The 21,207-nt window shown below is 66.8% G+C and carries 22 protein-coding genes; 11 read left to right on the plus strand and 11 right to left on the minus strand.

Annotated elements, in window-relative coordinates; genetic code table 11:
* Positions 1-426 precede the first annotated feature (426 nt).
* From DJ74_RS16745 to DJ74_RS16755, 3 genes are all read right to left on the minus strand, one after another.
* Positions 427-1,110: a hypothetical protein gene (locus DJ74_RS16745; protein ID WP_094527990.1), complete on the minus strand. Its 684-nt coding sequence runs from the start codon at positions 1,108-1,110 to the stop codon at positions 427-429.
* A gap of 592 nt (positions 1,111-1,702) precedes the next feature.
* The gene (locus DJ74_RS16750) at positions 1,703-2,674 is read right to left on the minus strand and encodes a site-specific integrase (RefSeq protein ID WP_094527991.1); all 972 of its coding nucleotides are present in this window, start codon (positions 2,672-2,674) and stop codon (positions 1,703-1,705) included.
* A 33-nt stretch (positions 2,675-2,707) separates the two neighbouring features.
* On the minus strand, positions 2,708-2,980 hold the full coding sequence (locus DJ74_RS16755; RefSeq protein WP_094527992.1) for a hypothetical protein: 273 nt from the start codon (positions 2,978-2,980) through the stop codon (positions 2,708-2,710).
* A gap of 247 nt (positions 2,981-3,227) precedes the next feature.
* Here DJ74_RS16755 and DJ74_RS16760 point away from each other — a divergent pair, with 247 nt between their 5' ends.
* Positions 3,228-3,995: an Lrp/AsnC family transcriptional regulator gene (locus DJ74_RS16760; protein WP_094521968.1), complete on the plus strand. Its 768-nt coding sequence runs from the start codon at positions 3,228-3,230 to the stop codon at positions 3,993-3,995.
* 39 nt (positions 3,996-4,034) lie between these two features.
* A complete protein-coding gene (locus DJ74_RS16765; RefSeq protein ID WP_094521969.1) occupies positions 4,035-4,742 on the plus strand; it encodes a universal stress protein in 708 nt (235 codons plus the stop codon).
* Positions 4,743-4,787: 45 nt separating this feature from the next.
* Here the strand turns inward: DJ74_RS16765 and DJ74_RS16770 are convergent, their stop codons facing one another.
* Positions 4,788-6,170, minus strand: coding sequence for an APC family permease (locus DJ74_RS16770; RefSeq protein WP_094521970.1), 1,383 nt, complete (start codon positions 6,168-6,170; stop codon positions 4,788-4,790).
* 128 nt (positions 6,171-6,298) lie between these two features.
* On the minus strand, positions 6,299-7,201 hold the full coding sequence (locus tag DJ74_RS16775; protein WP_094528001.1) for a hypothetical protein: 903 nt from the start codon (positions 7,199-7,201) through the stop codon (positions 6,299-6,301).
* A gap of 216 nt (positions 7,202-7,417) precedes the next feature.
* Between DJ74_RS16775 and DJ74_RS16780 the strand changes: the two genes are divergently transcribed.
* The 3 genes from DJ74_RS16780 to DJ74_RS16790 all read left to right on the plus strand — a co-directional run bounded on the left by DJ74_RS16780 (position 7,418) and on the right by DJ74_RS16790 (position 10,988).
* Positions 7,418-8,578, plus strand: coding sequence for a tRNA (guanine(26)-N(2))-dimethyltransferase (locus tag DJ74_RS16780; RefSeq protein ID WP_094527993.1), 1,161 nt, complete (start codon positions 7,418-7,420; stop codon positions 8,576-8,578).
* Between the two features lie 70 nt (positions 8,579-8,648).
* Positions 8,649-9,962: a YihY/virulence factor BrkB family protein gene (locus tag DJ74_RS16785; protein WP_094527994.1), complete on the plus strand. Its 1,314-nt coding sequence runs from the start codon at positions 8,649-8,651 to the stop codon at positions 9,960-9,962.
* A gap of 15 nt (positions 9,963-9,977) precedes the next feature.
* Entirely contained in the window at positions 9,978-10,988 is a 1,011-nt protein-coding gene (locus DJ74_RS16790; protein WP_094521973.1) for a phosphatase PAP2 family protein, read from the plus strand.
* Between the two features lie 38 nt (positions 10,989-11,026).
* Here the strand turns inward: DJ74_RS16790 and glnA are convergent, their stop codons facing one another.
* Entirely contained in the window at positions 11,027-12,394 is a 1,368-nt protein-coding gene (gene glnA / locus DJ74_RS16795; protein ID WP_094521974.1) for a type I glutamate--ammonia ligase, read from the minus strand.
* A gap of 126 nt (positions 12,395-12,520) precedes the next feature.
* Here glnA and lrp point away from each other — a divergent pair, with 126 nt between their 5' ends.
* On the plus strand, positions 12,521-12,982 hold the full coding sequence (lrp, locus tag DJ74_RS16800; RefSeq protein ID WP_094521975.1) for an HTH-type transcriptional regulator Lrp: 462 nt from the start codon (positions 12,521-12,523) through the stop codon (positions 12,980-12,982).
* Between the two features lie 31 nt (positions 12,983-13,013).
* On the opposite strand, the gene DJ74_RS16805 is transcribed toward lrp, so the two are convergent.
* Complete coding sequence (locus tag DJ74_RS16805) at positions 13,014-14,237, minus strand: phosphoglycerate kinase (protein ID WP_094527995.1); 1,224 nt, start codon at positions 14,235-14,237, stop codon at positions 13,014-13,016.
* A 114-nt stretch (positions 14,238-14,351) separates the two neighbouring features.
* On the minus strand, positions 14,352-15,404 hold the full coding sequence (gene gap / locus DJ74_RS16810; RefSeq protein ID WP_094521977.1) for a type I glyceraldehyde-3-phosphate dehydrogenase: 1,053 nt from the start codon (positions 15,402-15,404) through the stop codon (positions 14,352-14,354).
* Positions 15,405-15,611: 207 nt separating this feature from the next.
* Between gap and DJ74_RS16815 the strand changes: the two genes are divergently transcribed.
* Positions 15,612-15,989 carry an Hsp20/alpha crystallin family protein gene (locus DJ74_RS16815; RefSeq protein ID WP_094521978.1) on the plus strand — a complete coding sequence of 126 codons (378 nt, stop codon included), beginning with the start codon at positions 15,612-15,614 and terminating at the stop codon, positions 15,987-15,989.
* Between the two features lie 21 nt (positions 15,990-16,010).
* On the opposite strand, the gene DJ74_RS16820 is transcribed toward DJ74_RS16815, so the two are convergent.
* Positions 16,011-16,925, minus strand: a complete 915-nt coding sequence (locus DJ74_RS16820; protein ID WP_094527996.1) for a RimK family alpha-L-glutamate ligase — start codon at positions 16,923-16,925, stop codon at positions 16,011-16,013.
* A gap of 148 nt (positions 16,926-17,073) precedes the next feature.
* On the minus strand, positions 17,074-17,364 hold the full coding sequence (gene eif1A, locus DJ74_RS16825; RefSeq protein WP_094527997.1) for a translation initiation factor eIF-1A: 291 nt from the start codon (positions 17,362-17,364) through the stop codon (positions 17,074-17,076).
* A gap of 92 nt (positions 17,365-17,456) precedes the next feature.
* Here eif1A and DJ74_RS16830 point away from each other — a divergent pair, with 92 nt between their 5' ends.
* Both DJ74_RS16830 and DJ74_RS16835 read left to right on the plus strand, forming a co-directional pair.
* Positions 17,457-17,636 (plus strand): hypothetical protein, encoded by a 180-nt coding sequence (locus tag DJ74_RS16830; protein ID WP_094521981.1) that lies wholly within the window; start codon positions 17,457-17,459, stop codon positions 17,634-17,636.
* 92 nt (positions 17,637-17,728) lie between these two features.
* Complete coding sequence (locus tag DJ74_RS16835; protein ID WP_094527998.1) at positions 17,729-17,974, plus strand: hypothetical protein; 246 nt, start codon at positions 17,729-17,731, stop codon at positions 17,972-17,974.
* Between the two features lie 27 nt (positions 17,975-18,001).
* Here DJ74_RS16835 and DJ74_RS16840 read toward each other — a convergent pair whose 3' ends face one another.
* Complete coding sequence (locus DJ74_RS16840) at positions 18,002-19,705, minus strand: cryptochrome/photolyase family protein (protein ID WP_094527999.1); 1,704 nt, start codon at positions 19,703-19,705, stop codon at positions 18,002-18,004.
* A gap of 101 nt (positions 19,706-19,806) precedes the next feature.
* Here DJ74_RS16840 and DJ74_RS16845 point away from each other — a divergent pair, with 101 nt between their 5' ends.
* Positions 19,807-20,004, plus strand: a complete 198-nt coding sequence (locus DJ74_RS16845; RefSeq protein ID WP_094521984.1) for a hypothetical protein — start codon at positions 19,807-19,809, stop codon at positions 20,002-20,004.
* A 64-nt stretch (positions 20,005-20,068) separates the two neighbouring features.
* On the plus strand, positions 20,069-21,043 hold the full coding sequence (locus tag DJ74_RS16850; protein WP_094528000.1) for an aldo/keto reductase: 975 nt from the start codon (positions 20,069-20,071) through the stop codon (positions 21,041-21,043).
* The last annotated feature ends 164 nt before the right edge of the window (positions 21,044-21,207 follow it).

The following is a 21,207-nucleotide window of genomic DNA, read 5'->3' on the forward strand; positions in this document are numbered from 1 at the left end:
CTTAAGTTAACACGACCGGGGATTAGTGGGTTTAGGATTGGCAGCATTGACTTATAATTTGCTTCGAAATACCATGTTGCATTCATTTAGGTTCGTTCTTTCACCGATCGTGGCAATATCTTTCTTTATTGGGCACCTCAGCCACCTTATTCTTGATCAAAAGAATGATAATGATGGCTACCGGATCAAGTTTTAATTCGCTCGGCTAACCGAAATTTCGGTGATCAATATGTAAGCGTATTCTGTCGGCTGATTCAGGTGGATGGAATAACTCAGTTCTCGTGCTGACTGTATCCTCTGTATCTTGCACGCCGACACTGTCAGCGGTTGATGATTTTAGCAGACACGTCAAAATTTCGATCTCGGCTTGGAGTAACTGAGGTCACCGTGACTGGAACATGGCAAGGGATAGGCTCTGACGCTGAGTCACGCGTCAGTGTCTTCGTGTTGGTTCGACTCAACTGTTCCACCGGCGTAAACACCTGGAAACGCTTCATTTGTGCCTTCAAGCTCTTCGAGGTCTGCGGGGTCGAGCTTTCCGGCCTTAACTAACGCACCAATCTCTCCAGGGGTCAACTGTCCGCCTTCACCGTCTTGTACTCTCTCGTAGAGCTGATCGACGTTGGGCTCGTATTCGATATCGATATCCACGTTAACGGTGTTTGCCCTCTCCGACCACCGACCAGACGTGTCGTAGTTGGCACCGAGGTAGAGGCCACGCTCCAATATCTGTCTCATTCGGCCGGTGTCTTGGTCGATTCCGATGTACATGAACGCCAGTATCGATGAGAAGGCAGTGTTGAGTTCCTCGGTATCGAACGCCTCCATGACCTTCTCCCATTCCGTCTGCTCTAGCAGGAGCCAGAGCAGATTGAAATCACGGATCCCCTCGATAGTTCGCTCTCGTATCGCCTGGCGGCGATTAAGTACTGTCTGGTCGTGGCTATAGTCTTTCAGGCCACAAAGGTACTCTCTGTCAGTCGGAGAGAGAATACCGCGTGGACGGTCAACAGGATCTAAAAGCGATTCGCTGGGGAGGTCGTCGTTGTCGTCGGCTCCTTCGCCACCCGTGAACAGTCCCCGGTCTTTGTCTTGCTCATCGTCACTCATACAAGTCGAAATCCACCTAATCGTCTGTTCTCTGTGTGCCGGAATAATTTTATCGGTGGCGGCCACTCGTCTAGACAAGCGTGGAGGACACCCGACTCAACTCACGGCCAGCGGCCATGAGTACGGTAGTCGGCCAGAAGCCACGCACGAGACCGGGAACAGCCCGGTCCTACGATACGCAGCGTTCAACGTTGTATCAGGCGATGTCGGCAGGCCCCGGCCAAGGAATCCGCCGACATCTGAAGCAAACTTGCGACCGGACAGGCCAGCCATGACAGCTAACCGTTGCCGGCTAACTATGAGTCGATTTTCGACTAATAAAGCTGTTTCGGGGTTTTCGTCGAGAATCCTCTCATTGGTGAGCCTGTCCGTGTACGTCGACCGGGATCGCCCGGCACCAAACGGACAACATGACCGAATCCCACGATAACGCGGACCCAGCAGCACAGCGTGACGAACAGACTTCAGTCGAAGAGCTCATTGAGACCCATTTCGATACGTTCTCTGAACTCGCCGATTCTGACTTACCGATCTCAGAAGACGCTGAGAAAGCTATCGCACTAACCGACGGTGGGGAAGACCAGTGAGCTGCTCACACGTCGAGCAGCTCGCGCCGGAGCCGGGGCGAGTCGTTGAGGAGTTGCCGGAACTCCAGCACGGCACTGGCGAGCTCTGTGTCGGCCTGTGCGGCAGACTCGATGATTCGATTGTCCTGCTCGTCGATGGCGTCTTCGGTCTTCCGGTCGGCGGGAGCACCGCACCGCGGACAGAATTGGGCGGTCGGTTTGAGGGTCTCGCGACAGTTACCACACGTCTTCGGCTTCGACGGGCCGGTGCCGTCGTCTGCTTCCTCAACGTATCCAGTCTCGACGCGGATCTTCTCGTTCCGCTGCCGGTCGGTCGTGTGGTCGTAGGCTTGGAGCATTCGGTCGTCGTTCCAGCCGGCGATGTGTTGGATCTGCTGGGGCTGGAGTCCCTCTCGGGACAGGCGGGTGATTCCGGTGTGTCGGAAGTTGTGGGGGTTCACCGGCTTCTCGATGTCGGCACGGTCGGCGCAGATATTGAGCATGCTGCGCAACGCGTCGGTACTGAGGGCACACTCCTCCGGGTTGTCGTAGTCGTAGTTCCGGAGGACCGGCCAGAGGGGGGATTCATCCCGCGGATCGGGATGGTTCTGGTTGAGCCAGGTACGGAGTTCGGCACTGCTCTGGAGGATCGGGTACCGCCTGTCCGGCGCGCCCTTGTGACTGGATCCGTTCGGGTTCGGAGTGAAGTAGGGACGTTTAGTGTTGAGGTCGTGGATGTCCTTGACTCGAAGCTGAAGAGCCAGGGAGGCGCGAGCGCAACTGTCGACCAAGAACTCGATGAGTGCCGGGTCTCGGTGGTTCTTAGTGTGCTGTTTCAGCGCTTCGATGTCCTCGGGTTTGAGGATCTCGTCTTCGTTGACACGGCTGATGCTCTGGGAGGGCGTGTCGATTCCCTCGTAGAAGCTGAACTCCCCGTACTCCGGTTCGTCGTCCAGCCACTCGAAGAAGACTTTGATAGCCGCCTTGTATCCCCTCACACCGCTTCCGTTGGGTTCGAGCCCGTACCCGTCCTAGTCTTTCGGCTTGGTGAGGGTCCGAATGAGGTCGCGGTAGTCGGATCGGTCCATCTCGACGAGGGGGACTGCGGCCCGGTCGGAGGCATTTCGAAGACTACTGAGATCCCGGTACAGCGTGTTGGAGGCCCTGTCCTGATTCCCCTGTCGCTCCATGCGAACGAAATCGTGAATCGCCTTTCGGTCGGATCCGTCGATATCGCTCTCTTCAAGCAGTGTCCACTGCCGATCGAGCTTGTTTTGTGTGTTGCTAGCGTCGTCGACGTTCATCGCATATTGCCTAACTCAGTCCATATATTAAGACGTTTAGGCTTAACAAGCGCCAGATGTTCGGTAACGAGTAACGGCGCTTCCCCGCGGTCGGTCTCTTATTGAGGTCGCTGTTCTCTCGGTAGCGGCCGCCCCGTCCCGCGACGGTCGCGTGAGTAAGCCATATCACACTCTGGCAGCTACGTTACGGTATGAAGAGCGCTCGACGGCACGGTCCGGTTTCGACCGGCACGGGGGACGATCCGCCGTGAGTCATCACCTCGACGACATCGACCGGCAGATCATCCACGCGCTGATGTCGGACGCCCGGAACACCTCTGCGCCGATGATCGCGGACGGCATGAACGTCTCGGCGGGAACGGTCCGGAACCGGATCGAGCGCCTCGAAGAGGCGGGCGTGATCCGCGGCTACACGGCCATCGTCGACTTCGAGCAGGCCGGCGGCCGACTCACCTCGGTGTTCATGTGTACCGTCCCCGCCGACGAGCGGGAACGCTTGGCGCTCGCGGCCCGGTCCATTCCGGGCGTGATCAACGTTCGCGTGCTGATGGCGGGTCGTCGGGACCTGCAGGTGGTCGCGGTCGGCGAGGAGACGAGCGACCTCCGTGAGATCGCGCGCGCGCTCTCGGGGCTCGAAATTCGGATCGAAGACGAGGAACTGCTCCAGACGGAGCTACACACCCCGTACTCGCGGTTCCTCTCCGACGACTCCAAACGGTCCGTGGTCACCGACACCGTCACGCTCGCGGACGGCAGCGCCGTGATCGAGGTCTGCGTCACCGACGACGCGCCGATCGTGGATCACTCTCCGTCGGAGGCGAAGGCTAACGGCATTCTGTCGAGCGACGCCATCGTGACTTCGATCGAGCGCGACGGATCGATCATCCACCCGGTCGACGACACGACGATCCGGCCGGACGACGTGGTGACCGTGCTACCGAAGGAGTCGTCCGAGGGAGACATCCTCGACGCGTTCCTCGTCGACGAGGACGAGACACCGTCGGCGATGTCGTGAGTCTCCCCGTTTATTATTCTGGGTCCGCAACGGGGAGGCATGGCAGACACGATCCTCGTTCCGCTCGAACTCCCTGACCCCGAGCCCCTGTCGCCGGTGCTGATCGAGGACCTGTCCTCGCTCTCGGTCGTCATCCTCGGCCACTACGACCTCCCCGAGCAGACGCCGGCCAGTTCGGCGCGCGAGCAGTTCGGCGAGGCCGCGCAGGCGACGCTCGACGAGGTCGCGGGCGCGTTCGCGGACGCCGGCGCGTCCGTCCGGACGCGGTTGGTATTCGGGAAGGACCGGGCGGCCGCGATCCAGCAGGTCGCGGCCGAGGAGGGGTGCGTCGCCGAGCTCGACCCCGCTCCGACCGAGGGGATCGGACGGATCCTCGTGCCGCTGCCGGACGTCGCCGAGCTCGACCGACTTCCGAGGTTCATCCGGGTCCTGAGCGAGGACTCGACGCAGCGTATCACCCTGTTCCACGTCGTCGAAGGCGGACAGTCTCGCGAGGACGGGGAGGCCGTCGTCGCGGAGACCCGCGAGCGCCTGATCGGGGACGGGTTCGACGCCGACGCGGTCGACACGCTGGTCGTCGACGGCGACGAGCACGACGAGGAGATCCTCCGGACCGCGGCCGAGTACGACGCGGTCGTGATGTACGAGCCGGAGTCCAGGCTCGGCGACCGCATCTTCGGCACGCTGGCGGACCGGATCGCGAACGAAACCGGCGATCCGGTGATCTTGGTCAACAGGGACTACTGACCCAGTCTCGGGCGGCGTCCCGACCGGTCGTCCTCAGTCGCTCGCTCACTTCGGTTCCGTCGAGGCGATGCCGTCGTCTTCCTCGCCGCGACGGGCCCGGAGGATCGTCCCGATCGCTCCGGTTCGGTCCGTCCTGGGCCGTCCGTACGCGAAGTAGACGAGGGCGCTCCCGAAGATGATCGCGACCGCGCCGAGAATGGGGACGGTCCCCATCTGCGTGAGCAGGGCGATACCGGCGACGAACCCGAACAATTGGACGAACGGGTAGCCGGGTGCGGTGAACTCGGGCTGATACGCCGGCAGGTCGGCCTCCCGGAACGCGATCAGCGAGACGTTGATGATCGAGAAGACGAGGATCTGGAACGCGCTCGCCAGCTTCGCCAGCTCGATCACCGGGACGAACGCGATGAGCAGAACCAACACGAGCCCGGTGAGGAGCACGGAGTTCCGCGGGGTCTTGAACCGCGAGTCGATGGTCTGGAGCGCGGGCGGGAGGAGGTCGTCGCGGCTCATCGCGAGCGGGAATCGCGAGGAGGAGAGCACGCCGGCGTTCGCCATGCTCGTGAGCGCGACGACGGCGATCACGGAGATGAACAGCACGCCGGCGCCGCCGAGGAGCGCGCCCGCGCCGTCCGCCATCGGCGTGAGCGACGCCGTCCCGCCGGGTCCGCCCGTTTTCAGCACGTTCGGGTCGCTCAGGCCGATGATCGCGCCGACGACCGCGATGTACAGGACCGTCATGACGGCCATGGAACCGAGCATCGCGCGCGGGAGGTTCTTCCCGGGGTCTTTCACTTCCTCGGCGACGCTCGCGATCTTCGTGACGCCCGCGTACGAGACGAAGACGAAGGCGGCGGCCGTGATGACGCCCCGGTTCCCGTCGGTGCTGAACGGCGTGTACTTCGCGGCGTCGATCGCGAAGCCGGCGTTGACGACGTACGCGAGCAGTCCCGCGACGACCAGCGTGACGATGACCGCTTGTATCCCACCGCTCATCTTCGTCCCTGAGACGTTCAGAGCGACGACCAGCACCGCCAGCGCCAGCGCGACGTACACCACCGCGCCCTGCGAGAGCGGCGCGAACAGCAGCAGGTACGCGCCGAGTCCGACGAGCGCGAACGAACTCTTGAACACCAGCGAGAACCACGCCCCGACCCCGGCGATCGTCCCGAACAACGGGCCGAGCGCCCGGTCGATGTAGAGGTACGTCCCCCCGGACTCCGGCATCGCCGTCGCCATCTCGGCCTTCGACAACGCGGCCGGCAACACGACGAGCGCGGCCAGCACGTAGGCGAGGATCACCGCCGGCCCGGCCTTCTTGTATCCCAGAGCCGGCAGCACGAAGATCCCGCTCCCGATCATCGCACCCATGCTGATCATCATCGTCGGGTACAACCCGAGACTCCGATCCAAGTCGTGCTGGCCCATGCTTATACTACCAATAACGGGCGTCACGGTTTATTGCCTTCGGATTGCTCAATAAAGACGGTTCTAAATTACGCATTCAGAAGGGGGGTAGGGGAGGGGGTGTCGTTCAGTCGCTCTGTCGGTCGGGGCTACGAGTCGCCGCGTCGATAGTCGACGTCGTCGCCGTCCTGATCCTCGGCGGTTTCGTCGATCTTTTCGTCGCCTGTTTCGTCGATCTTTTCGTCGGTTGTTTCTTCGACCTTTTCCTCGACGGTTTCTTCGACCTTTTCGTCGACGGTTTCTTCGACGGTCTCTTCGACTTTCTCGCCGACGGCCTTCTCGACGGTTTCTTCGACCTTTTCGCCGACGGTCTCCTCGACGGTTTCTTCGACCTTTTCGCCGACGGTCTTCTCGACGGTCTCCTCGACTGTCTCTTCGACCTTTTCGCCGACGGTCTTCTCGACGGTCTCTTCGACCTTTTCGCCGACGGTCTTCTCGACCGTCTCGCCCACCGTTTCCTCGACTTTCCCCGTTACCTCCTCGCTGACGGTGTCGCTGACGTCGTCTGCGACCTCGCTGACCTCCTTGTTGACGGTGTCACCGACGGTCTTCTCGACGGTCTCTTCGACCTTTTCGCCGACGGTCTTCTCGACCTCCTTGCCGACGGTCTCGCCGACGCTCTTTTCGATCTCCTTGCTGACGGTGTCGCCGACGGTCTTCTCGACCTCCTTACTGACGGTGTCGCCGACGGTCTTTTCCACCTCTTTATTGACGGTGTCGCCGACGGTCTTTTCCACCTCTTTATTGACGGTGTCGCCGACGCTCTTCTCCACCTCTTTGCCGACCTGATCGGCGACCTCCCGCGTCATCCAGTCGGGATCGAACCGGGCCATCTTCCAGACGACGTGGACCACGTAGGAGGCGAACACCCCGATCCCGAACGCGACGCCGATGTCGTTGACGTTCAGCGTGGCGATGAGGACGATCGACAGGACGATCAGTGCGCCGTACGCGAGGTCGGTGAGCGCGTCGACGCGGGCCGGACTCACCATCCACGATCCGCCTCCGCGGTCGCGTCGCAGTCGCACGTCGGACGGCCGTCCGGGTCTCGGTTGAACGTAGCGTACATCAGTGTGTCTACGTATCCGCGTGGCGGGCTAAAAGCCCCGCTTCACGGCGGCGGCGGCGTTTGGAGGGAAGCGAGAACCCCGATCGCGGGGTCACCGGTGGAGCGCGGTCCTTTTGTGCGGGATGGCCGAACCCGAGGTATGGACATCGAGGAGGGCGGTCTCACCGTCTCCGTCCCCGAGGCCCGCGACGGGGCTAGCGAGGGTACCGGCGGCGGGGTCTTCTTCAACCCGACCCAAGAGCTGAACCGCGACGTCACGGTCGCGGTGCTGCGCGCGTACCGCGAGCGGGAGCCGCGCGCGGCCTCGTACCTCGACGCGATGGCCGCCTCGGGGATCCGGGGGGTCCGCGCCGCCGCGGAGGGGTACGACGTCACCTGTGCCGACGTCGACCCGGACGCGGTCGACCTCGCGGCCGAGAACCTCGCCGCCAACGACCTCGACGGGGAGGCGGTTCACCGCGACGTCAACGCGCTGCTGTACGAGAACGTCTTCGACGTCGTCGACCTCGACCCGTACGGGACGCCGATACCCTTCGCGGACGCCGCGCTCGCGAACGCCCGCAACCTCGTCTGCGTCACGGCGACCGACACCGCGCCGCTGTGCGGCGCGCACCTCAACAGCGGGATCCGGAAGTACGGCGCCGTGCCGAGGAACACCGACTACCACCCGGAGATGGGGCTCCGGACGCTGATCTCCGCGTTGGTGCGGACGGCGGCGCGCTACGACAAGGCGGCCCGCCCGATCGTCTCGCACGTCTCGCGCCACTACGCGCGGACCTACCTCGAACTGGAGTCCGGCGCCCGGGCGGCCGACGCCTGTATCGACGACCTCGGCTACGTCGACCACTGCGAGGACTGCCTCTGGCGCGAGCCGACCCGCGGCCTGATCGCCGATCCCGCCGAGACCTGCCCCGTCTGCGGGAGCGACCGCGTGCTCACGGCCGGACCGCTGTGGCTGGGAGCCGTCGCCGACGCCGACTTCGCCCGCGCGGTCCGGCGCCGCGTCACCGACGACATGGGCGAGGCGAAGCGCGCCCGGAAACTGCTCGGGACGGTCGCCCGCGAGATCGACACCCCCACGCACTACGACCAGCACCGGCTGTACAAGGAGTGGGGCGAGCCCGCCATCGGCATGGAGGCGTTCGTCGACCGGCTGCGGGGGGCCGGCCACGAGGCCAGCCGCGCCCACTACCGCGGGACCGCGGTCAAGAGCACGGCGTCGATCCCCGAGATGCGGGCGGCGGTTCTGGGGGACGGGGCCGACGACGCGGCCGACGCGGACGGCGACGCCGCGAGCTGACTCGCCCGGTCGCTTTCGGGTCTCGGCGGCATCCCCCTCGCTTTTGTCGCCATCGGCCGAACCGGAGAGCGTGCCCAGACACTCGACCGCCTTCGGTACGGTCCGAGGCGTCATCGACGTCGCGATCGACCGACAGGTGACGTTCCTCGCCGCCGCGATCGCCTACTACGCGTTCGTCTCGCTGATCCCCGCGCTCCTGCTGCTCGTGGTCGTCGCGACCGCCGCCTTCGGCGAGGTGATCGCCAACGAGTTGGTCGCGAGCGCCGGGGATTTCCTTACGCCCGCCGGTCAGGAGGCCGTCACCGGTGCGATCTCCTCCGCGGGCGGACGGACCGGTGCGAGCGTGCTCGGCGTCGCGGTGCTGCTCTGGTCGACGCTGAAGGTGTTCCGCGGCCTCGATACGGCGTTCGCCGAGCTGTACGGCATCAAGGAGCCGCCGGATTTCGCCAAACAGCTCACCGACGCCGCCTCGGTCGTCCTCGCGGTCGGCGTCGGTATCGGCGTGATGTTCGTCGTCGGCGCGACCATCGCGGCCGTCGACGCGGTCCCGGCGGTAGAGGTGGCCGGCATCTTCGCGTTGCCCGGCTTTCTCGCCATCGTCTTCCTCCCGATGTACTACCTGCTTCCCCAGCCCCGCATCGGGATCCGGGAGGCGCTGCCCGGCGCAGTCGTCGCCGCGGTCGGCTGGACGCTGCTGCAGGCCGGTTTTCAGGTGTACGCCGCGAGCGCCGGGCAGTTTCAGGTGTACGGCGTCATCGGCGGCGTTCTCCTGCTCGTCACGTGGCTCTACCTCGCCGCCGTCGTCGTCGTGGTCGGCGGGGTGGTCAACGTCGTGCTGGCCGGTCGAGACGGGGCGCCCCCCGCGAGCGGCGCCGGCCTCGGACGCGGATCGGCCGCGATCGACCACGCCGCGGACCGGCAGTTACAACACGACCGCGACCGACCCACGGGTATGAACGGCGAGTCGGACGGCGCGGGCGACGCCGGCGACGAGGGACGGCCGGCGGGCGCGCCGGACGTGGCGGCGCTTCAAGAGGAAGTCGGGCGACTGCGGGCGGAGTTCGACGAGTTCGAGGACGACGTCGAGCGGCGCACCGTCGACAAGCCCGCGGTGGAGTCGGAGCTGAAACGCTACGTCCGGTCCCGGATGCGACGCGGCCACGCCCGCGGCTGGGGACCGTATCTCGTGCTGCTGTACGGGACGGTGCTGATACTCGGCGCGTTCTCCTTTCTCGACGGGCTCTACGCCATCGCGGCGATGCTCATCCTCGGCCTGTCGACGCTCGGACTGTACACGCTCTTCATCATCGTCGGCATCGGTCTCAACCTGCTCGAAACGCCCGGGAAGGCGCTCGACTACGCCCGCGACCGGGGCGACGACTGAAGTGAGTACTCGGCCATGACCGGACTCGTCTCCGCGGAGCGCGGGCTCGGCGAGGCCGCCCTCGTCGACGCGCTCCCCGAGATAGTCGTCGTCGTCTTCGCGGCCGTCACCCACCTCGCGGACCCGTGGTTCCTCTTCGGGCTGTTGGCGGTCGGCTACTGGTTCGCGGGCGATCGGCTCGCGGCCTCGCCGCGCCGCGCCGGCGCGACCGCCATCGCCGCGGTCACCTGTGCGTACGCCGCCGTCGCACTCGGCAAGGCGTGGTTCGCTGTCCCCCGACCCCCGGGCGCGATGGGACCGGCCGACGTGCCGACGTGGCTCCCCGGCCTGCTCGTCGGGTGGTACGAGGCGCAGGTGCTCTCCGACGGCTTCGGCTTCCCGAGCGGCCACGCCACCGGCGGCGCGGCGGCGTACCTCGCGCTGGCGCTGGTGTACGACCGCGCGTCGACCGACGGGAGGCGCCTGCTCGCGGCCGTTGCCATCGCCGTCGCCGTCGCCGCCTCCCGGGTGGTAATCGAAGTACACTACCTCGTCGACGTGCTCGCCGGCCTCCTCCTCGGCGCGGTCGTCGTCGCCGTCGCGCTGTGGCTCGCCGGCGACCCTCGGTTCCGCGGCGGTCCGTCCTCGGTGAGTCGCGAGCCGACCGCCGAGCTTGACCCCACCCCGGCGTTCCTGTTGGCCGCGGTCGTTTCGCTCGCGGCGGTCGGCGTCGCGCTCGCCGACGGAAACGCCGAGGAGGTCGTCGAGGCGGGCATCGGCATCGCTACCGGGATCGGGGGCGCGGCGGGCTGGCGGCTCGTCACCGGAGACGAACCGGCGGTTCCGGTCCGGATCGCGGTCCCGGCGCTCGCCGTCACCGGCGCGCTCTGGGTCGGCGCGTACGCGCTCGCCGACTCGCTCGTCGTCACGCTGGCCGCGACGACCGCGGCGGTCGTCGCCGTCGTCGCCGTCCCGGCGCTGCCGGCGCGACTCGGCGCGGTCCGGCCGGACCGTAACGCGAGCGACTGGTCGAACGAGAACAACTGAAAGAGAACGGAGATCCGAAGCGGCGGACGCCGGCTATCTCAGAACGTCTCGAGGTACCGGTCCTCCTCCCACTGCGACACTTGGGTGAGGTACTCGCTGAACTCCTGAGACTTCGCCTCGGCGAACTTCTCGGAGGTGTGCGGGCCGAGCGCCTCCTGGAGCACCTCGTCCGTCTCCAGCTCCTCGACGGCGGAGCCGAGGTTCGGCGGCAGCGTATCGATGCCGTACTCCTGACGCTTCTCGTCGTCGAACTCGTAGATGTCCTCGCGGACCGGGTCGCCCGGGTCCGCGTCGGTCTTGATCCCGTCGAGCCCGGCGGCGATGAGCGACGCCATCCCGAGGTAGGGGTTACAGGACGGGTCGGGGCTGCGGACCTCGAAGCGCGCGGAGACGCCCGCCGCGTCCGGGACGCGGACGAGCGCCGAGCGGTTCGTGTCGGACCAGGCGACGTAGATCGGCGCCTCGTAGCCGGGCACCAGGCGCTTGTAGGAGTTCACGGTCGGGTTCGTCACGGCCGTGAACGCCTTCGCGTGGTTCAGGATACCGCCCATGAACTGGTAGGCGGTCTCGCTCAGGTTGAACTCGTCGTCGTCGTCGGCGAAGGCGTTGCCGTCCTCGTCGAACAGCGAGATGTGGCTGTGCATCCCCGAGCCGTTGATATCGGCGATCGGCTTGGGCATGAACGTCGCGTGGAGGTCGTGCTGCTCGGCGACCGCGCGGACGACGGCGCGGAACGTCGCGATGTTGTCCGCGGTCGTGAGCGCGTCGGCGTACTTGAAGTTGATCTCGTGTTGGCCCTCGGCGACCTCGTGGTGGGAGGCCTCGATCTCGAAGCCCATCTCCTCTAACGTGAAGATGATCTCCTTGCGCACGTCGGACGCGAGGTCCTTCGGCGCGAGGTCGAAGTAGCCGCCGTTGTCGTGAGGGATCGTCGTCGCGTTGCCGTCGTCGTCCTTCTCGAACAGGAAGAACTCCGGCTCGGGACCGATGGAGACGGAGTACCCCATCTCCTCGGCCTCGGCGAGGACGCTCTTCAGCACCTGACGCGGGCCGCCGACGAACGGCTCGCCGTCGGTGTCGACGATGTCGCAGATGAGCCGGGCGGCGGCGGAGCCGTTCTCGTCGCGCCGCCACGGGAGTACCGCGAACGTGTCGGGGTCGGGAACGAGCCGCATGTCCGACTCCTGGATCCGAACGAACCCCTCGATCGAGGAGCCGTCGAAGTAGATCCCCTCGGTGAACGCCTTCTCCGCTTGGTGGGCCGGCACGGAGACGTTCTTCACGACCCCGAGGATGTCGGTGAACTGGAGCCGCAGGAAGTCGACGTTTTTCTCATCGATCTCGTCGAGTACCGCCTGTTCTTCGGCCGTGAGGCCGCCGTCTGGTTTCGCGTGTTCGTCCGTCATGTTCTGGACGCTTCGTTAGTTATCTGCCAGTATAAAGGCCTTATCGCTTGGTGCATGAACCGCCAGTCCGGCAATACTGCTGGACGTTCGTAAAATTATAAACCCCCGAACGCATGGTTAGGTGTGATGACGTACGAAAACCTCGACGCCAAACTCGTCAACTCCCTTCTCAGCAACGGCCGCGCGAGCCTCCGGAGCCTCGGAGACGAGCTCGACGTGTCAGTGACGACCGTCTCGAACCACCTCCGAGATCTCGAGGACGAGGGCGTGATCCGGGGGTACACACCCATCGTCGACTACGACAAACTCGGCTACGACGTGACCGCCGTGCTCCAGCTGAAGGTCGAAGGAAGCGCGCTCCCCGACGTCACGGAGAAGCTCCGCCAGGAGAAACAGATGGTGAGCGTCTACGAGGTCACGGGCGACTACGACGTGATCGCCATCGGTAAGTTCACCGACACGGACGGGATGAACGACCAGATCAAGTCGATCCTCACCGACGCCGACATCCGCGAGTCGAACACGAGCGTCGTGCTCAACGCGGTGACGGAGAACGAGCAGTTCGACCTCGACCTCAACGAGGAGTAGTTCGACCGCGAGGGCGGAACCCCGGCCCGCCCTACTGCCGCTCGGCCGCCGCCTCCAGGACCTCCACGGCCGGCAGCGGTTCGCCCGTCAGCGCGCGGATGTACGCCCCGCCCGCGATGGAGACGTGCGAGAAGTCGGCCTCGTTCAGGCCGTACATCTCGATGGCGCGCGACGTGTCCCCGCCGCCGACGACGGAGAAGCAGTCGGTCTCGGCGATGGCTTCGAGCACGCCCACGGTGCCGTCGGCGAACCGCTCGTCCTCGAAGACGCCGAGCGCCCCCTTCACGAACACCGCGCCGGACTCGCGGATGAGCGGCTCGTAGGCCGCGACCGTCTCCGACCCCACGTCGAGGTACCCCGCGGTCTTCTCGTCGATCTCGTCGACGGCGACCTCCGCGCGGTCGCCGTCCGGCCCCTCGTACGCGAGGTCCGTCGCGAGGTGGATCGCGTCTCCGCGCTCGTCGAGCACCGACTCGATCAGCTCGCGGTTCCCCTCCCACTGCTCGTCGAAGAGGTCCATCCCTCCCACGTCGCGCCCGACCGGGTGGCCCGCGGCGCGCAAGAAGAGCTCGCCGGCGACGCCGCCCAGGAGGAACCGGTCGACGCGGTCGTCTAAGGCGTCCATCACGCCGATCACGTCGGTCGCCTTCGTCCCGCCGACGACCATCGTCACCGGCCCGTCGAACTCGCGGGTCGCGATGGCGGTGTTGGCCTCGTACTCCGTCTCCATCACTCGCCCGGCGTACGCGGGGAGCGCGAGCGGGAAGCCGACCAGCGAGGCGTGCTTCCGGTGGGCCGCGGAGTACGCGTCGTTGACGTACGCGTCGAAGCGCGGCGCGAGCGTCCGAACGAACTCGGTCTCGGCCTTCTCCTCGGGCGATTCTTCGGGGAGTTCGTCGTCGCACATCCGGGTGTTCTCCAGCAGGAGGGCCTCGCCCGCGTCGAGATCATCGATCGCGTCCAGCGCCGTCTCCCCGTACGTGTCCGCGACGAAGGCGACGTCGCGGCCGACGTGCTCGGCGAGGATCGCGGCGTGGCCCGACAGCGACGTGAAGTCGTCGCGGCCGGGGCGCCCCTGGTGGGCCATACAGACGACGCGGTGGCCCGCCTCGGCGAGTTCGCGGACCGTCTCCGCGTGGCGCCCGAAGCGGCGGTTGTCCTGCGGTTCTCCGTCCTCGATCGGCGAGTTGAGGTCGAGCCGAACGAGGACGCGCGAGTCTGCCGGGAGGTCGTCGATGGTGTCGAAGGCGGGCATGGGTGAACGGTCGTCGATGAGATATTTAAGCGGTGGTCCTTCGGGGCAACGTCGCCGCCGGGGCTATTCCGTGGGACGCGCGGCGTCTTTGGAGAGAGGCGGGACGTTTGCCGCTTACGCCTCGTCGCGGACGTACGCGGCCATGTCGAGCATCCGGTTCGAGAAGCCGTACTCGTTGTCGTACCAGGTGAGGATCTTCAGGAGCTTCCCGCCGGCGATGACGTTCGTCGACCCGAGGTCGACGTAGCTGGAGAACGGGAGCCCGACGATGTCGCTGGAGACGACCTCGTCGTCGGTGTAGCCCAGCACGCCCGCGAGCGGGCCGGAGTCGGCGGCGTCGCGGAAGGCCGCGTTGACCTCCTCCGCGGTGACGGTCTCGTCGAGGCTGACGACGAACTCGGTGATCGAGCCGCTCGCGACCGGGACGCGCATCGCCATCCCGTCGATCTTCCCCTCCAACTGCGGGAGGACCTGCTGCGCCGCGCCGGCCGCGCCCGTCGAGGTCGGCACGATGTTCTCGGCGGCCGCGCGCCCGCGGCGCGTCTTCGCCTTCGGGCCGTCGATGAGGGCCTGCGAGCCGGTGTACGCGTGGACGGTGGTGAGGGTGCCGGCGTCGATGCCGAACTCCGCGTCGAGCACCTTCGCGACCGGCGTGATGGAGTTCGTCGTACAGGAGGCGTTCGATATCACGTCGTCCCCGTCGTACTCGTCGTGGTTGACGCCGTAGACGAGCTGTTTGACCGGCTTCTCGCCCTTCGGCGGCGCCGAGATGATCACGGTGTCCGCGCCGCCGTCGAGGTGCGCGCTCGCGTCCTCGCGCGTCCGGAAGACGCCCGTGCACTCTAAGGCGACGTCGACGTCGAGCTCGTCCCACGGGAGGTCCGCGGGGTCCTGCACGTTGTACAGCGGGACCGAGGTGCCGCCGATGGTCAGCGAGTCGCCCTCGCGTTCGACGCCGTCGAGCCGGCCCATGACGGTGTCGTACTTCGCGAGGTACGCCATGTCGTCGAAGTCCATCACGTCGTTGACGCCGGCGAGCTCGATCCGCGGCGACTCCAGCACCGCGCGGAACACGTTCCGCCCGATGCGACCGAACCCGTTGAGTCCGACTCGCACGACCTCGTCATCGCTCACGTCTTCGGCCGCAGTGAGATATGATTTACTCATATCCGAAAAAGCCGAGCCGCAGATACTTAAATCCGACCGAGTCGGCCTGAGATAGTCACTATCGTTCGATTTCGTTACGTACGGTGTCGATCCCCAGTCTCGATTCCGGCCGCTGACGCCGGGCCGGCCCGCGCGCGGCGCCGGTCCGTGCCGGCCAATACGGCGGCCGACAGAAGGCTTATCGGGGTCACCACCCTCACGTGAGATATGGATAGAGACGACCGTGACGATCCGTTCGGAGACTTCTTCGAGGAGATCGAACGGATGATGAACGAGATGGCGGGCGGCGAACCGGGCACCGAGGACGCCGGCTTCGGATCGGCGACGCACGTCGACGCGTACGCCACCGACGACGGTGTGCGGCTCGTCGCCGACCTCCCGGCCGTCTCGAAGGAGGAGCTCTCACTGCAGTGCGACGGCGAGGCGCTCACCATCTCGGCGGCTTCGGACCGGCGGGAGTACGACGAGACCGTCGACCTCCCGGTCCCCGTCGACGAGCACTCGGCGAACGCGACGTTCAACAACGGCGTCCTCGAGGTCACGTTCGACCGCGACGACGACTCCGCGTCGATCGACCTCGAATAGCGGGTCGCCGCGGTCTCCCGGTCAGTTCTCTCCCGCCGCCGTCCGCTCGACGAGCCCCGCGAGCCGGTCGTAGAAGCCGGGCTCGTACTTCGTCGCCGCGTCCACCGTCGGGCGCGCGTTCGTCTCGTTGACGACGAGCCGGTCGTCGGTCTCGAGCAGGTCGACGCCGAGGTAGTCGATCCCGAGGACGTCGGCGGTCCGTTCGGCCAGCTCCCGGGCGCGCTCGGGGAGGTCGACCCCGGTCGCCTCGGCTCCGCGGTGGACGTTGTGCTTCCACCGGCCCCGCTCTCTGGCGTCCGCGGGGAGCTCTCGCCGCACCGCGCCGGCGTAGGCGCCGTCGACCACCATCGCCCGGTAGTCGCGGGCGTCGGGGAGGAACTCCTGGATCAGGTAGGACTTGTCGCCGGTCGCGCGGTAGTCGTGGACGAGGTTCAGGTAGTCGACGACCCCCAACAGGGAGTCGAGGTCGCCGGCGGTCGCGACGCCGACGCCCCGGGTCGCGGAGTTCGGCTTGACGACGACGGGGTACGAGAACGACGAGACCGCCTCGGTGACGACCGCCTCGTCGACGGGGTTCGACACCAGCGTCGTCCGCGGCGTCGGGAGCCCCGCGTCGTCGAGCGCGGCGAGCGCGCCCGCCTTGTTCCGCGAAGCGAGGACGGCGTCCCGGCCGTTCACCCACGGCACCGACAGCCGCGCGTCGACCACGGCCCCCTCCATCAGCCGCGCGGGATAGACGAAGCCGACGTCGAAGCCGTCGAACTCCCCGGCGTCGTTCCCTTCGATCCCGCTCTGGCCCCCGTCGCCCTCCCCGCCCGCGACCCGGAGCGACCGCTCTTTCGCCTGCACGTGTTCGACGGCGATGCCGCGGTCCGCGAGCGGCTCCCGCACCCGGTCGAACGTCTCCGCGTCGGTCGTCATCGCGAGCCGGAGCATACGCTCGCTCGGGGCCGTTCGGACTTAAGAACCGTGCGGCGGAGGCCGGTCGCTCGTCGCCGCCGCGGCGCGTCGGTGCCGGCGGCTCCGGGGCCGGCGCCGCCGTTACGCGGCCGACGGCTCGCTTCGCGGTCGACCCGCGCTCGCGCTACTGCAGGTGGCCTTCCTCGCGGAGCTGCTCCGCCTCGCTCTTCTCGTAGCGCCACGCGATGTCGCCCTTCTCGTCTTGCCAGTCCCACGGCTCGACGAGGACGATGTCGTCCTCGCGGATCCAGACGCGCTTCTGCATCCGCCCGGGGATACGCGCGGTCCGCTCTTTCCCGTCCGCACAGCGGACCCGTACCCGGTTCGCGCCGAGCATCTCGACGACCTCCGCGAACACCTCGTCGTCGTCGGGCATCCGGAGGTCGTTTCGACCGTCGCCGTCTCCGTTGCTCATGCGTACGCGGTGATACGCGCTCCCGGAAATAAAAGGGCCGCTCTCCGCGCGGAAACGCCCTTTTTAAACGCCGGCGGCGGCGATCGGCGGGTATGCGCGACACGCTCGGATCCACCGGTATCGTCGGCGTCCTCCTCGTCCTCCTCTCTGTCGGGCTGTTGACCGCGTACGACCCCGTCGTCGGCGGCGGAATCGCCCTCCTGTTGGCGGGGCTCGGACTGATCGCGAAGGGAGTCGCCGACTCGGCGATGCGGATGTTCGGCCTCAAGTGACCGCAGTCAGGCGATCGGCGCCCGCGTCTCAGGTCGCCGCCGCCTCGCGACGCTCCCGAAAGAGTAATATCCGGCGGCCACGGCGGGCCGGTATGGTCGAACTGCCCGCGGCCGCGGTCGAACTGGCTGAGCTCATCGCAGTCGTCGTCGGGGCCGGCGCGGCCTCGGCGATCGGCGTCGTCCTCGAACGGTTCGGACTCTCGGCGGCCTCCGGCGGCGACCTCGTGCTCGCCGCGTGGGCGATCGGGATGGGACTGCTCGCGCTGTACGTCGGCGTCGTCGGACTCGGCTACGAACAGGCGCTCCCCCGGCTGCAGCGGCTCGCGGGCGGCGAGTAGCGCCGACGCGACGTCGCGGCGACCCTCCTACAGTTCTCCGTTCGCCGCCAGCTCTCGGACCGCGGCCGCCCGCTCGCGGATCGCGGCCCACTCCTCGTCGTCCTTGCCGTCGACGTGCGAGTACATCAGTCCCATCCGCCCCGTCCCGCGGAGCGTCTCCTCGTTCTCCTTCAGGAAGTCCCAGTAGAGGGCGTTGAACGGACACGCGCCCTCGCCCGTCGTCCGGGAGACGGCGTACGGACACGACGCGCAGTGGTCGCTCATCCGGTTCACGTAGCTCCCCGAGGAGGCGTACGGCTTCGAGGAGAGCACGTCGGTGCCGAACGACCCCATCGCGACGACGTTCGGCGTCGTCACCCAGTGGTACGCGTCGACGAAGCCGAGGTGGAACCACTCGTTCAGCTCGGCGGGGTCGGCCCCGTAGATCAGCGCGAAGTTCGAGAGCAGCATCAGCCGCTCGATGTGGTGGGCGTACCCGTGCTCGCGGACGTGGCCGACGGCCTCCGACAGGCAGGTCATGTCGGTGTCGCCGTCCCAGTACGCCGGCGGGAGCTCCCGGGTCTGGTCCAACTGGTTCGCCGCCGCCAGCTCCGGCATCGCCTCGCGGTAGACGTGCCGCATGAACTCCCGCCAGCCGATCACCTGCCTGACGAACCCCTCGGCCGCGTTGAGCGGGACCGGCGGGCGGTCGGGGTCGTCGCTCTCGCTCCCCGCACCGCCGGCGCGTCCCTCGCCCCCCGCGGCGAACGCGTCGAGCGTCGTCCCCGAGCCGCCGCCCGCCGCGGGGTCGTCGTCGGGGTCGTACTCTCCGGGTTCGACCCCGCGCCGCTCGTAGGCGGCCTCCACCGCCCGGACCGGTTCGCGCGGGTCGAGGAGCCCGAGGTTGATCGGCACCGAGAGCAGGGAGTGGGAGAGGAACGGCTCGCCCGTCACCATCGCGTCCTCGTACCGCCCGAACGACGGCAGCCGCTCCCGAACGAACGCGTCGAGGGCCGCCCGGGCCTCTTCCCGGGTGACCGGCCACGCGAACCCGTCCAGCGCCTCCTCGCCCCACGTGTCGAACCGGTCGCGGACCCACGCGTGCGTCTCGCGGGTGAGCTCGTCGGGCTCGAACCGCGGCCGCTCCGGCGGCTCCCAGTCGTCCGGCGGCGTCTCTTGGTTCAGGTCGTCGTAGTTCCACTCGCCGCCGACCGGCTCGTCGCCGTCCATCAGCACGCCCGTCTCGCGGCGGACGTGGCGGTACCAGCTCTCCTGTCGGTACGTGCGCTCGGCGGTCCCGTCGTCGGCGAGCAGGGACCCGTCCTCCCACCCTCCCTCCGGTCCGGTGGCCCACTCGCGCCAGTCGCTCGGCGTCGTCCAGAACAGCTCGTTGTCGAGCAGTTCCAACGACCCGCCTCGCTCGGCGACGAGCCCGCGGAGGCGCTCGCCCGCGCCGTGGCTCGCGGGGCGCATCAGCCGGATATCGGGATCGGACCGATCGGCCAGGAACTCGTCGAGGCCCTCGCCGAACGACTCCGCCCGTAGGTACGTCACGTCGTGACCGCGCTCGCGGAGCTCGTCACGGAAGTGGCGCATCGCGGAGAAGACGAGCGTCAGCTTGTGGGCGTGGTACGGCTTCCGATCGGCGAAGCCGTGCGCCTCGATCAACAGCACCTCGTCGGCGTCGTTGAGCGCGTCGAGCTCCGGGTTGAGCTGGTCGCCGAGCAGCCACTGAATCGGTCGGTCGCCCATGAACTACCTCACGGGCGCGGTCGACGTAGGTCTGTGGGCCGGACGGTCGGGGCCGAGCCACAACACCCTCTTTTTTACTCGCCCTCGACGAGGGGAGAGCCGTGGACGAAATACTCACAAACTGGCTCCTCGGTCTGATCGCCGCCCTCCTCGCCGTGCTCGTTCTCGACTCGACCGGACAGCCGTTCCTCGACACTCTCGCCCCGGTCGCGAACGTGCTCGCGCTCGTGACGTTTCTGGCGTTCGTGATCCTGACGGGCGCGTTCCTCGTGTACACCGCGTCGTTCCGCAACGAGTAGATCGCCCCCGCGGCGATCTCACCCGCGCAGATACCTTTTTACTCCGCGTCTGTCTGGTCGCCGTATGGAGTACACCACGCTCGGCGACACCGGCACGACCGTGTCGAAGATCTGTCTCGGCTGCATGAGCTTCGGCGACCCGGACTGGCGCGAGTGGGTCCTCGACGAGGAGGAGGGGAAAGCGATCGTCGAACGCGCCATCGAACTCGGGGTGACCTTCTTCGACACCGCCAACATGTACTCGAACGGCGAGTCGGAGCGCGTCCTCGGCGAGGCGCTGGAGGGCCACCGCGAGGAGACGGTCGTCGCGACGAAGGGGTACTTCCAGATGGACGAGTCGAACCCGAACTCGGGCGGGCTCTCGCGGAAGGCGATCGAACAGGAGCTACAGCACAGCCTCGACCGGCTCGGGATGGACACGATCGACCTCTATCAGATCCACCGCTGGGACGACGACACGCCGATCGAGGAGACGCTGGCGGCGCTCGACGACGCCGTCCGGCGCGGCGACGTGCGGTACATCGGCGCCTCCTCGATGTGGGCCCACCAGTTCGCCGAGGCGTTACACGCGAGCGACCGCAAGGGATACGAACGCTTCGCGACGATGCAGAACCACTACAACCTCGCGTACCGCGAGGAGGAGCGCGAGATGCTGCCACTCTGCGAGAAGGAGGGGATCGGCGTGATGCCGTGGAGCCCGCTCGCGCGCGGCTACCTCACCCGACCGCACGAGTCGGTCGACGCCACGCTCCGCGGAGAGACGGAAGAGCACCTCTACGAGCACCCCTACCGCGAGGGCGGCGGTCCGTCGGTCAACGAGCGCGTCGCGGAGCTCGCCGACGAGAAGGGGGTGAAGATGGCGCAGATCGCGCTGGCGTGGCTGTTCCGCAAGGAGTGGGTCGACACTCCCATCGTCGGAACGACCAGCGTCGAACACCTGGAAGACGCGGTCGAGGCCCTCGACATCGACCTCTCCGGGTCGGACGTCGAGTGGCTGGAGGAGCCGTACGAGCCCGTCCGGGTCTCCGGACACGACTGATCGGCCGAGGCGAGCCGACGACCGAAAACGGCCTCGTGACTCCGTGTTAATCCCTCTGTGACGTTTTAGGTATATAGTGGCAACTCATTAGTATGATAATCGTTGACATGGTCGTATGAGCGATAGCGACCGGTCTCCAGTCCCGTCGAGCACCGAGTACGCGC

The organism is Halorubrum sp. Ea8 (assembly GCF_002252925.1).
GTDB lineage: Archaea > Halobacteriota > Halobacteria > Halobacteriales > Haloferacaceae > Halorubrum.